The following is a 12,275-nucleotide window of genomic DNA, read 5'->3' as shown; positions in this document are numbered from 1 at the left end:
TTGTTATTTGCAAATTTTTACCATTTTATCTAAAATTTTATCAATTAAAGAAAGCTAACTTTTAAAGAGGAACTAATGATCAGTGAAGAAGTTTTAGCCGAAGTAAAAAATCGCTTGATAGCTACCTATAATCCAATAGCAATCTATCTTTTTGGATCGTATGCTTGGGGTAATCCAACAGAAGACAGCGATCTAGACTTACTGATTGTTGTTGATCAATCCGAAGAAAAATCATATAAGCGCCCAATTGCTGGATACAAGGCTCTGCGTGGCTTGAATATTTCTAAAGATATAATTATATACACCAAGAAAGAGTTTGATAGCAAGACAAGTGACGTGTCCACACTGGGGTATAAAATTAAAAAGGATGGGAAGGTGCTTTATGCACGAGCATGAAGAGTGGTGCAGAATTGCCAGAGAAGATCTCAGTGCAGCTCAAGTTCTGATTAAAGTCGAACTTTTTTCTGCCGTTACCTATCACTGTCAGCAATCAGCAGAGAAAGCGCTCAAGGGGTACTTATCTTTTAAAAAGTATGAAATCTTGAAATCGCATGACTTATCAAAACTTGTCGAGCTGTGTAAAAAGATTGATCTAGAATTTGATAAACTCTATGACTCAGCTGATTATCTAAACCCATATGCAACAAGATTTAGATATCCAACTGAATTTGACATTCCAGATTTATCTGACTCAAAACAGGCCATAAAAAACGCTGAAAGCATAATGCGTTTCGTGCTAAAAAAAATAGCTGAGCCAGCAACAGGGCAACAGTCTATTTAACGTTTCAAAAGTTGTTGTCGATTATTATGCCACAAACCAGAAAGACAGACCGCTAAAGCATCAGTTACGTCTTGTTTTTCTACATTCCCAACTTTAGCAAGATTAGGAAATAGCCGCATAATCATATGTGCCACTTGATCTTTTTGTGCCCCACCAAACCCGGTAACCGCCTGCTTAACTTCGCGCGGTGAAAACTCATGCAGCACCAATTCGTTTTGATTGGCTAATAAATATAAAGCCCCACGCAAATAACCAAGCTTTAAAAATGTTTGAACATTTTTGCCTAAAAAAGGCGTTTCCAGCGCCAACTGGGTAACCGCATGGCCTTCTATTTTTTCTTTAAAAAAACTATAAAAAGTACCAATGCGCTGCGACAAATGTTCTTTGGGATTCAGCTTAAGATAGCCATAATCTAACAAATACGTTTTGCCATCTTGCTTACGCAGAACCCCATACCCGGTTACCGTAAAACCAGGATCGATGCCCAAAATTGTGAGTGACTTCATTAAACACTCCTATCATTTTATTGATGATGATGATTATTGCTATAACCCTCAATATCAATAAAGCGCGTAATTTCGCCTTTAAATTCAACATGAAATGAACCAACGGGTCCGTTACGTTGCTTACCAATAATGATCTCAGTTAGCTCTGGGTTATCGGTATCAGGATTGTAAATAACATCGCGATAAACAAAGAAAATAACATCCCCGTCTTGCTCAATAGCACCAGATTCCCGCAAGTCTGAAAGCATTGGACGTTTGTCGACCCGGCTTTCTAATGATCGAGAAAGTTGTGAAAGCGCTAAAATTGGCAGATTGAGTTCTTTAGCAAGGCCTTTGAGTGCGCGTGAAATAGCGGATATTTCTTGGTTTCTATTTTCATGTTTGCCATGCGAAGAAATAAGTTGCAAATAATCGATTACAATAAAATCGATATCTTCTTTTGCTTTGAGCTTTCGTGCTTTAGCACGCAGCTCCATAATGTTAATTGAAGCGGTATCATCAATAAATATTTTTGCTTCAGCCAACTCGGCAGCATGGTTAGTCAGCGACATCCATTCTTCTGAAGAAACCATAGCATTCCGAATCTTCTGATGCGGGATACCTGACTCGGCAGAAAGAAGCCGCAGTACTAATTGTTCAGAAGACATTTCTAAAGAAAATACGCCCACCTTGGCGCCGGCACGCCAAGCATTAGTAACAAAGTTAAGCGCAAGTGCCGTTTTACCCATTGAAGGACGGGCGGCTAAAATCAGCAAGTCGCCACGCTGCATACCAGACGTCATTTTATCAAAATGCTTAAAACCTGAAGGAATACCGGTAACCCCTTCGCGATGACTTTTGACATCAGCCAATTGTTTAAAGGTTTGTTTGAGTAAGATATCAAGCTGAACAAACGTTGGCGCGGTAAGCTTATTGGAAATTTGATAAACTTTTTTTTCAGCATTATCCAAAACGGCATCTATTTCGGAAACTTTTTGATCATAACATGTTGAGATGATATCGGTTGCCGAATAAATAAGTTCACGCAAAATAGCCTTATCTTTTACTATTTTTGCATGTTGCGATATTAAACCCATCGCGGGGATATCTTCTTGCAACTCCATCAAATAAACGATGCCGCCAGCTGCTTCCAGAAGCTTTTTTGTTTCAAGATGATCTTGAATTACGACGAGATCAGTTTTTTTTGATGCTTGTCCAAGTTCAAGAAGTGCCTGATAAATAATTTGATGAGGTTTATGGTAGAAGTCCTCAGCTCTTAAGCTATCAGAAACTAACGTTAAGTTTTCATCGTTAAGCAAAATAGCAGCAAGTACCGATTTCTCTGCTTCGATACTTGCTGGCAATGTCTTACCCAAAATGCTTTCTGTCGTATCTTGCTTACGTCGTGTATCAGGTGATAGTGCATGGCGTTGAAAGGCCATTTAGTCACCCTTTTTTATTCGTCTTTTGCAACAACCTTTAAAGTCAACTCAGGCTTAAGCTTTGAAGAAAGCTTAATTACAACTTTATGTTCACCAATAGCCTTAACCGCTTTAACAAATTCAACTTGTTTACGGTTGATACTTACTTCTTTAGCTTTAAGCAATTCTACCACTTCATCAGCACCTACAGCACCATAAAGTTTACCATCATCATGTACACGTTCTTTAATCGTGATATGCATACCCTTGATGCGTTCTGCCAACATAGCAACTTTGCTGCTCAAAACTTCTGCGGTTACTTTTTCTTTAACGGTACGTTTCTTATAAAAATTCATATCAGCTTCGGTAACTTTAATACCAAGCTTTCTTGGAAGAATAAAGTTTTGTGCGTAACCATCTGTTACATCAACAACTTGTCCTGCCATGCCAAGCTTTTCAACATCTTGGAGCAAAAAAATACGCATGGTTATTTCCCTTCATAATTTTATTTTTTGATAACGTTCATGTCCAATGTATACAATCGGCAACCCAAACCAGGCTGCTTTGATGCAGGTTACATTTTCCATGATTTTTGTAAAATAATCAACAAACCAACTGTCATTGACAAAGAAAAAAAGTACAACTTTTTTCTTCATCATTCGATACTTTATAAAGTCTTTGGCGCAACACATAAAAAAAAGCTCAGAGCACATACGTGGAATAATGATAAAGTCATCATTTATTTCAAAAACGATATCGTCCTCTTCGGTACTATTATCTTCTATAGTTTCGCGCAAGTCTTTTAAAAATATATTTTTTAGTATACTCCATTTTTTTAAAAATGGCGGCATCTTTTCTGAAAAGGGTACTGAATGTTTTTTTTTATAAATATTTTTTATGCGACGTAGATTTTGACAATAAACGGCTTGAAACAAGTTTTGATGTTCATTTTCAAATTGAGCACCCAGTAAAAGATGTGCATTGGGCGGCAAGCCACTTTGTAACATGGTAAGCATCCAAGACTCTTGGTTGATGTGAAATGGTATTGTACTTTCGGGAGCTATAAATAAAAGTTGCCTGCCAAGCTGCTCTGACTTATGTCGACCAATAATTTGGTAGACGGCATAAAGCCGTTGCTGAATATCTTTTGTTTTTTTAGGCGCAATATAAACCAGCTCAATAGTTTCAGGCCATTCAGAAGCATGCTGATACGTTGGACCATACAAGCAATTACTCAAACTAGCAACAAGGGATAAAAACCATGGAAAGCGAGAAAGCGGTATTAATGGATTGGCAAAAGGATACCCCCCGCCATTAAAAAGCAAAAGCCCCCAGTACTCGAGAAAAACAAAATAGCCCACTACTCCCGCTAACGAGCTTAGTAGCCTTAAAAAAAATTTTTTGTTTACGCGTAATAAAAAACTCAGCCCCCACCACAGACTTGCAAACAAACTAAAATAAAATACCATGCAGCCATAAAACGCATAGCTTATCGGTCTACTGGCATATGATGACTTGTTAAGCAATAAACTCAACAGCCAATCCAAATGCGAGCCATAAAAACACAACCCCCACCACAAACCATACAAGCAAGCTTGTTGTAAAGTTTTATAAGAAAAAGCTGTGTACCACAAAAGTAACCCCGCCAATAAGCCTCCTAGCGCGCACGCTGGCCACCGCAAGGCAGTATGTAGTAACGCAGCAGAAAGCATCATCACCAATATCAATTTTATGCTCCATACGAAAAATGACTGATGACAAGTTTTTCTCCATAGACCGTTGGTTGTTTTATTATCAGACTTTGAACTGCCAAAGTTGCATGGCTATCTTCAATAAGCTGGACTTTCAGCCGTAATGATTGGGTAACATCGTCTCTATAAATCGTTAGCAATCCTTTGAAAAGCTTATTTTCAACTAACGACGCCTGCTGCTCAAGATCAAAATTTAATGGTTTTTTAGGAAGAACATTAGCAAAAATTTGTTCATAATGTTTTTTGACAAAATTGGCGGCAGCATTAAAAAAATTGAGCAATGCTTGATGCCGAACATGATATACATCTCGTTCATGAACCAAATCAAATAAAAGTGAAGTCTGCTGCCAATATGACAGCATCATAACAGAAATTAGCGATGTTATAACAAGAACTACCAATAACGCAGATCCGCTGTTTTTTTTCATATGATTATCTTGTTATAAGGCCGCACGGTTGCCTGATATGTTTTGGCATGCTGCTCATAAATCACGGTTACTGATTCAACACAACCGGTATCATGATTGATAGTAGGCTTAAAACTAATGGCGGTAACACCACAGCCAAAAAAATCTGTCTGGTAGCCTAACCACTCTTTTTTTACTGGTTCATAAAGACCGTACGAACGAATAAGCCCGTCAGTACCGACTGACCAGTGCACCCATTGGCTCATGCGTTGACCACGCTGATCAAGAAACTCTTGTTTAAACGTTGTTTGTGGTGAAACCCAATCTGTAGCTAGCATGCTGGCTTGTGCTAGATCGCGCTTTAACAAATCTATAAAAATGACCGTTCGAACAACCTCTTCATATTTGGTTGATCGCTGAGTAAAGGAAAGGCTTGTTTGGTTTAAAAGGCTTAACGCAAGGCAAGTCAGAACGCTTGATAACGCGAGATAAATAGTAACTTCAACCAGTGTAAACGATTTTGATAGTGCGCTAAGCTGCCTGCGCCATAACAGTCTCTTCATCAACCACTACCCCTCGAGAGCACCAAGCCGGTATCTGGTGAGCACTAATAATTTTTATATATGACTTTATCGGCACTGCTTCCACCTGCCGCTGGTTGGCTTGCAATGTCGGCTTATTTTTTTTCAACAACATTATAATTTTATGCTGACTGCGCGTTAATGTCTGTTCCAAGCAACAGATCGCTTTAAAACTCATCATGAGAATAACAAGCGCCATGATAAGTTCAATCATCACAAATCCATCTTTTGAAATTGGCAAACACGGCCTTTTTATTGTCTGAAAGAAATAAATTATCAAAAAAACTCCTTGTTTGACTTTCTCATACCCAACCATCTACCTTAATAATAGGATTACATAGCAAGGGGGGATCTTGTTATTTCCATTTTTTAACTGTAGGCACAAAGGATGAAAATGATCAAAAAAATTATATTTTCATTAATTTTTACGTTTATTTTAGGCATTGTCTATCTTGGCGCCTTTAACTTTGATGAACTCTTTAAAGGTGTTGATTTTGACAAACTTGCTCAAGATATGGAGCGCGCTTTGAGTGAAAAAAAGACCGGTCCAGGGCAACGACCTGTGAGACGGCCATGGGGAAATCCATTTGGCAGCACCCAAAAAGCATCCAAGCCAACATCGACTATCAATCAGACAGATCAAGAAGAAGAGAAAGACAATAAAACGCTGTTTATTGAATCATTAATTATTAGTAACGATACCAAAGATCAGAAAAAAGAATCGAGTACCAATGATGGCAAAATTGGTACGTATTTTTTTTCAAGAGCAAAACGCCAAGCCTATCATTTTTACATGAATCATTTTATTGATTTACTCAAAGAAATAGAACGCAAAATAGATGCTTCTGAACTTTTTTCTCCAGAATTCAAAGTTGTCTTTGCTGATTTTAAAACAAACACCGATGAAATAGTTGTTGCTCATGGCATTATCAATAACCATAAAATGTATCAACGCGTTTTCTTTTTGCCACAATTTGCAGCGTTACGAAAAAAAATTGTTGATGCCTGTGAACGTCTTGAGCTCTTAAATAAGCGAATTGTTATTGATTTGGCACAAGAAGAAGCTACTCAAAAAACTGAAGCCGCATTACGAGGTCTTGCCAATGTGACACTTGAACCTCTTCCTCAAATTAATCTTGAACGAGAAGAAACAAGCGCCGGTAAACGACGCGGCATCATTGAGCATATTATGAAAAAACCATTAGCTGATGATGAAAAAGTAACAGATCCACGCAACACTGCTTTTATTTCTGGAGAGTAGTATGAAGATAAAAATTTTTGTATGCAGCATAATAATTTTGACGACACATTGTGTTGTCTCGCTTTCTGCATTATCACCTTCTTTTTTTGCACCAACTTCATCTGCATCTCAAAACATAAAATCGCCGCAGCAAATTCTTGAAGATGATGTAACAAATGTTTTTACTACAACAATTGTTCCTATCGCCGAAGAACTAAAAAAAATGCGCGGCAGCAAAGAAACAGAGGAAGAACTAAACAAGAAAAAAAAGAAACGAGAACAAAAAGTAAAAGATGTCCAGCAACGCCGTGCCATGTACGAACGTAGTCGACCCCGTTCGTACAATGTCCCTCGCTATGGATTTCCACAATCCTTTTCTCCACGATCTTATGGCGGCAGCCACGGATGGAAAAATCCATACTCGTACCCTTCCTGGGGTTCAAGCGCGAGCAATTGGAATAGACCTTCGAGCTCATCGTCGTCATACTTTCCTTCATCGCAACCGCAATCATCATTCTTTGGCGGGGGTTCAAGTGGCAGCGACAAAGGCTCTAAATCATCTGGTTCTTATCGTTCTGATGACTATGAATCTGATTCTGGAGATAAAAAAAAGGATACGACTAAAAGTAGCGGAGGCTGGAAAGAACCAAAAAATAATACTTCTGCTATTAAAAACAAACACCGTGATCTGATTGAAAAACTTACCGAACTGAACAAAGAACTTAATAATAGCAAGAACGCGCTTACCGGCAAACAATTGATGAACGAGCTCCCAAACATTGCGCACATGATTAAAGATATCGATAAAGAATTACAAAAATTGGGATCTAAAGAAAAAGAAGAACTAGCAAGTTCGTTGCGACATGAGAAAAAAACTCTTTATACCGAATTTTTAAAGCATTTATTGAAAAATACCGAGCTGGTAAAGAAAAAGAATCGCGAAAGATTTAACATACTTGCTCATGATATTAAAGAAACACTGGGCAAATCAACTTATCAACAACTCATTGATAATGAAATTACTCAAATATATCGCAAGCGCTTTGGACATATTAACTTCAAGTCGCCCGCCAATCAACCAGCGCAACAAGAGGCTGAAAATTTTCTTAAAAAAACCGCTGACTTAATTTTAGAAGCTACCGCAGTATGCGATAAACTTATGCCGCGCTAAATTTAAAAAGATAAGGAACGTAGTATGAAATTTATTAAGAAAGCATTTATTAGTATTTTGCTTCTCAAAATAGCTTTGTTGGGTGGATTTGTCACTATGATTATGTACCTGGCAAAAACTTTTAGAGTTTAATGAAATGGTATCAAAATCTACTACAAACTATACTTTTGAAACAAATGATTGACAATCTTTGTCATATTTATAAAAATGAAACAACACCCATTATTGATAAATACAGCAACATTAATACAAATATAAACAAAGGGATTGTTCGTGAAAAAGACATTTATCTTTTTAGTTATTATGAATGCAACATTAATTTCGAATGCTTTTTCAAATCCCAATGATCAACTAAAAATGGCATTAACAAACTATAATTATGCGAACATTTGGCGAGCTCTTGAAAATGGTGCCGATATAACAACAAAAGATGATCACGGCAATAGTGCGTTGCATGTGGCAACACATGGCGACGACGATGAGCTTGTTAAGTATATTTTGGATTATTATAAAGATCATTTGAGTACTTTTATTGACGAACAAGATTTTAACAGTGGCTGGACAGCTTTGCACATTGCATGCATTTTAGGCCATAATGAAATTAGAGATTTGCTCATTGCCGCGGGTGCTCATCAAGAGATACGCGACAGCAATGGTAAAACCCCTTTTGAAGAACAAGATCTTGTTGAAGGTTATTCTTCAGATAACGAATCAGACAGCGAAGCAGATTTTTTTGTTGGCTGGGAATAAAACAAGATATTTTTGAGTTACTCACAAATTCAATGAAGAGAGGCGCTATTTAAGATAGCGCCTCTCTTCATTTTTAAAACAAAATTGACTATTAATAGACATTGTTATAAAAATTACATGATCTTTATCAAATCGCACAGGAGTATTTTTATGAAAAAAATGTTTATTTTCTCAGTTGCTATCAGTCTAACATTAGTTTCAAGTGCTTTTTCCGCCATAAATGATGACTTAAAAAAAGCATTGAAACTACATGATTGTGAAAAGATTGAGCATCTTCTTGCAGAAGGCGCCACTATTACTACCGTGGATGCATTTGGCCATACTGCATTACATGTGGCAACATGTGAGAATAACCAAGACCTTGTCCAAGTAATTTTATCTCATTATTACGATGAGTTAATGAGTTTTATTGATCTGCAGGATTATTCTTGTGATTGGACAGCATTACATTTTGCATTCATTTTTGAATATGAAAATATTATAGATTTACTGATTCAAGCCGGTGCTAACCAAACAATACAGGACTGCAATGGCTTAACACCAGAGGATCATTGGGAAACAGAAAATGGAGAGGAAACCGATAATGAACCAGATCCTGGTCAAGAAGGTGTAATAAGTCGCAACGTAATAGAAGACGAAAAAGGTTTCCAAATTGATTGGTGAATAAAAATTGGTAAAAAAAAGAGAGGCGTCGCTTTTTACGACGCCTCTCTTTTTTTATTTCTTTAAAATATCTTTGCATCGTTGGCACAGAAGATCATGCGGTTGTGCCTGATTGTCTGACATAGTAGCACTATGGCTATCGTCCCACTGCCAGCAACGAGGGCACTTGACGCCATGCGCATGCTCAACGGTGACATGAATCCACGGTAACGTAGACTGTTCAAGTCCGGCAGAGGTCTTAACAACCACAACTTGCGAAACAATAAACCAGTCTTTCAAGAAGCGTGTTGCATTTTCAGTGCGCCCAAGTTCTTCAATAAATTGTTTAAGTTCATGCACCTGATCAAAATCAGCGTCAAAATACAACGTCAAGCGAGCCTCAAGCGAATGTTTGATGGTTGCTGCCTGCCTCTTTTCTTCCAGGGCCTTAAGCACAACATCACGCACATCTTCTAAAAGCTTCCATACATTTCCATCGGTATGGATTTTTTCGATATCTTTAAGCGAAGCAAAGGTACCAAGATGAATCGATTCTTTTTTGTCTTTTTGGTAGTGATCAGAAACCTCTTCAGCCAAGAAAGACATAATCGGTGCCATGAGGCGAGTTATAGTATCAAGAATATAATGTATTGTTGTTTGGCATGAGCGACGTAGAGCGCCATCTGCCTTTTCAACATATAACCGATCCTTCACAATATCTAAGTACATCGCACTCAGATCGCTGGTACAGAAATTGGTTAGCGCACGGACCACGCCGGTCAAGTCATAACTTTCATAGCAGGCGCGAATATTTTTTTCTAATTCATATAAACGCACAAGCATGTATTGATCTATTTTATGTAACTTATTTAACGCAATCGCATCGCTAGTAACATCAAAATCATACAGGTTTGAAATCATAAACCGGCAGGTGTTGCGAAGCTTGCGGTACACTTCAGCAACGTTTTTGAGTAAGGTATCAGACATCACGATATCACCCGAAAAGTCGGTCGCGCCAACCCAAAGACGTAAGATGTCGCGGCTGTATTGTTTTATAACATCGTTGGGAGCAACCACATTACCCACTGACTTGGACATTTTATGACGGTTCTGGTCAACAACGTAACCATGCGTCAAGAAAGTCTTGGTACAAGTTTTGCCGCCCATTACCATCGACGAGAGCAGCGAGCTTTGAAACCACCCGCGATGCTGGTCTGAGCCTTCAAGGTATAAATCTGCCGGAAAACCAAGCTTCTTATTTTTTTCTAAAACGGCATAGTGACTGACCCCGGAGTCGAACCAAACGTCCAAAATATCTCGTTCTTGTTTGAACTGGGCCAGGTCGGTTGCCCCACAGCCTGTGCAGGCAAAATTGGCGGGCAGCATTCCTTCCTTTTGAAGGTCATGAATAGTAACGTTATCCCAATACTCAATGCCATGCTCGGCGACTTTTTGGGCAATTTTTCTGATGAAGACGCCATCAATAAATGCCGTATCGCAATCAGTACACAAGAGCGCGGTGATCGGAACGCCCCATTGTCGTTGGCGGGAGATACACCATTCGGTTCTATTTTGTACGAAGTTGAACAAACGCTCCTTGCCCCACGCTGGAACAAAGGCAATGCGCTCATTGATTTCTTCGACCGTTTTTTTGACAAGGTCGTTTTGTTGCAAGTTGCAGAACCATTGGTCCGTGGCACGGAACATCAATGGGTTGCGGCAGCGCCAACAATGCGGAAACGAGTGGTTAATGGATCCTTTGTGAAGCAAGGTGCCGCGTTCTTTGAGCATTTTTAACACTGCCCATTGACCGTCGGTTATGCTCACGCCTTCCAAGGACGTTGGTAAAATACCATCGGTATACGTTCCCTTGGCCGAAAGTGGCGAGAAGATTTCAAGTCCGTTCTTAATACCAACCACATAGTCTTCAGGTCCGCAACCGGGAGCTGAGTGGACGCAGGCGGTACCGTCGCCCAGCAATACTGAATCGTCAAGCACGATCTTGGATTCTTGCTGGTCAATGAGCGGGCTGTTAGCCATTTTTCCTTTAAAAATAACCGGATCAAATTCCGCAAGTTCTTTTTTCTCAAGGTTCAATTCTTTGCATACTTTATCAGCAAGTTCTTTGGCAACCATGAAGCCGATCCCATCAGGACCTTCCAAGAGAACGTAAGGAGCTGTTGGATGAAGTACAAGGGCACGGTTCAATGGAATTGTCCATGGCGTGGTTGTCCAGGCAAGAAACCCAACGGTTTTCAAGGTAGGGTTTTGTTCGTATGCGAAAGGAAAGGTCTTGCGTGCTAGATTATCATTGAGCGGGAACAGAACGTAGCATGAGGGATCTTTACGATCTTTGTATTCAATTTCCGCGGTGGCCAATACGGTCTGGCAAGAAGCGCACCAAGGTACTGTTTTTCCTTTGCGCTCAATAAATCCTTTTTCAACAAACGTTGCCAGTGATTCAAGAATTGATGCTTCGTAAGGCGTTTGCATGGTGGTATAAGGATTATCCCAATCAAACATAACACCAAGATTTTTAAATTCCTCCCGCTGAATATTAATCCATTTACTTGCGTAATCGCGACATAGTTTTTTAAAAGTCTTGCGATCAATAGTTTCTTTTTTGTCTTCCAAGCCAAGTTCAGTTGTAACTTTGAGCTCAATAGGCAGGCCATGGCAATCCCAACCGGGCGTTATGGGAACATGAAAGCCGGCCATGCGTTTAGATTTGCATACGATGTCTTTGAGAATTTTGTTAAAAGCAGTACCTAAATGAATGTTGCCGTTTGAATAGGGAGGCCCATCATGAAAAATGAATTTCTTATTATTGTCATGCAATTTCATGGTCTTGCTATAAATATCGTCATTTTTCCAGCGGTTAATAATTTCTGGTTCTTTTTCATGAGCGCTTGCACGAATTGAAAATTCGGTACAAGGGAGGTTGAGCGTTTCTTGAAACGGGTTTTTTTTGTTTTCTTCACTCATAATGATTTCCTCATAATTCCAGAATAATACTAACAATATGGTACTACTTGCATGACATTTC

Annotated in this window: 14 protein-coding genes; 6 read left to right on the top strand and 8 right to left on the bottom strand. The window is 39.0% G+C overall.

Features of this window, described 5'->3' with window-relative positions:
• Nucleotides 1–75 precede the first annotated feature (75 nt).
• Nucleotides 76–396 (top strand): nucleotidyltransferase domain-containing protein, encoded by a 321-nt coding sequence (locus IPF37_00470; protein QQR49307.1) that lies wholly within the window; start codon nt 76–78, stop codon nt 394–396.
• Nucleotides 383–781 (top strand): HEPN domain-containing protein, encoded by a 399-nt coding sequence (locus tag IPF37_00465; protein QQR49306.1) that lies wholly within the window; start codon nt 383–385, stop codon nt 779–781. The genes IPF37_00470 and IPF37_00465 overlap by 14 nt, the downstream gene beginning before the upstream one ends.
• Here the strand turns inward: IPF37_00465 and ruvC are convergent.
• Genes ruvC through IPF37_00430 form a run of 7 tightly spaced genes read right to left on the bottom strand, consistent with a single transcriptional unit; the run spans nt 778 to nt 5,667 of the window.
• The gene (ruvC, locus tag IPF37_00460) at nt 778–1,287 is read right to left on the bottom strand and encodes a crossover junction endodeoxyribonuclease RuvC (GenBank protein QQR49305.1); all 510 of its coding nucleotides are present in this window, start codon (nt 1,285–1,287) and stop codon (nt 778–780) included. The genes IPF37_00465 and ruvC overlap by 4 nt on opposite strands.
• A 17-nt stretch (nt 1,288–1,304) precedes the next feature.
• Complete coding sequence (dnaB, locus tag IPF37_00455; GenBank protein ID QQR49304.1) at nt 1,305–2,708, bottom strand: replicative DNA helicase; 1,404 nt, start codon at nt 2,706–2,708, stop codon at nt 1,305–1,307.
• A gap of 14 nt (nt 2,709–2,722) precedes the next feature.
• Nucleotides 2,723–3,172 carry a 50S ribosomal protein L9 gene (rplI, locus tag IPF37_00450; protein QQR49303.1) on the bottom strand — a complete coding sequence of 150 codons (450 nt, stop codon included), beginning with the start codon at nt 3,170–3,172 and terminating at the stop codon, nt 2,723–2,725.
• Nucleotides 3,173–3,184: 12 nt separating this feature from the next.
• Nucleotides 3,185–4,414, bottom strand: coding sequence for a hypothetical protein (locus IPF37_00445; protein QQR49302.1), 1,230 nt, complete (start codon nt 4,412–4,414; stop codon nt 3,185–3,187).
• A 2-nt stretch (nt 4,415–4,416) separates the two neighbouring features.
• On the bottom strand, nt 4,417–4,866 hold the full coding sequence (locus tag IPF37_00440; GenBank protein QQR49301.1) for a hypothetical protein: 450 nt from the start codon (nt 4,864–4,866) through the stop codon (nt 4,417–4,419).
• Nucleotides 4,863–5,408, bottom strand: coding sequence for a hypothetical protein (locus IPF37_00435; GenBank protein ID QQR49300.1), 546 nt, complete (start codon nt 5,406–5,408; stop codon nt 4,863–4,865). The genes IPF37_00440 and IPF37_00435 overlap by 4 nt, the downstream gene beginning before the upstream one ends.
• A complete protein-coding gene (locus tag IPF37_00430; protein QQR49299.1) occupies nt 5,377–5,667 on the bottom strand; it encodes a hypothetical protein in 291 nt (96 codons plus the stop codon). Before IPF37_00430 ends, IPF37_00435 begins: the two co-directional genes overlap by 32 nt.
• A gap of 153 nt (nt 5,668–5,820) precedes the next feature.
• Between IPF37_00430 and IPF37_00425 the strand changes: the two genes are divergently transcribed.
• The 4 genes from IPF37_00425 to IPF37_00410 all read left to right on the top strand — a co-directional run bounded on the left by IPF37_00425 (nt 5,821) and on the right by IPF37_00410 (nt 9,250).
• A complete protein-coding gene (locus IPF37_00425) occupies nt 5,821–6,687 on the top strand; it encodes a hypothetical protein (protein QQR49298.1) in 867 nt (288 codons plus the stop codon).
• Between the two features lies 1 nt (nt 6,688).
• Nucleotides 6,689–7,837: a hypothetical protein gene (locus IPF37_00420; GenBank protein ID QQR49297.1), complete on the top strand. Its 1,149-nt coding sequence runs from the start codon at nt 6,689–6,691 to the stop codon at nt 7,835–7,837.
• 273 nt (nt 7,838–8,110) lie between these two features.
• The gene (locus IPF37_00415; GenBank protein ID QQR49296.1) at nt 8,111–8,587 is read left to right on the top strand and encodes an ankyrin repeat domain-containing protein; all 477 of its coding nucleotides are present in this window, start codon (nt 8,111–8,113) and stop codon (nt 8,585–8,587) included.
• Nucleotides 8,588–8,737: 150 nt separating this feature from the next.
• Entirely contained in the window at nt 8,738–9,250 is a 513-nt protein-coding gene (locus IPF37_00410) for an ankyrin repeat domain-containing protein (protein QQR49295.1), read from the top strand.
• A 54-nt stretch (nt 9,251–9,304) separates the two neighbouring features.
• Here IPF37_00410 and ileS read toward each other — a convergent pair whose 3' ends face one another.
• The gene (gene ileS / locus IPF37_00405) at nt 9,305–12,214 is read right to left on the bottom strand and encodes an isoleucine--tRNA ligase (protein ID QQR49294.1); all 2,910 of its coding nucleotides are present in this window, start codon (nt 12,212–12,214) and stop codon (nt 9,305–9,307) included.
• Nucleotides 12,215–12,275 lie beyond the last annotated feature (61 nt).

The sequence above is a fragment of the bacterium genome (assembly GCA_016699045.1).
Taxonomy (GTDB): Bacteria; Babelota; Babeliae; order Babelales; family RVW-14; genus AaIE-18.
This window is presented reverse-complemented; position numbering and strand designations above follow the sequence as displayed.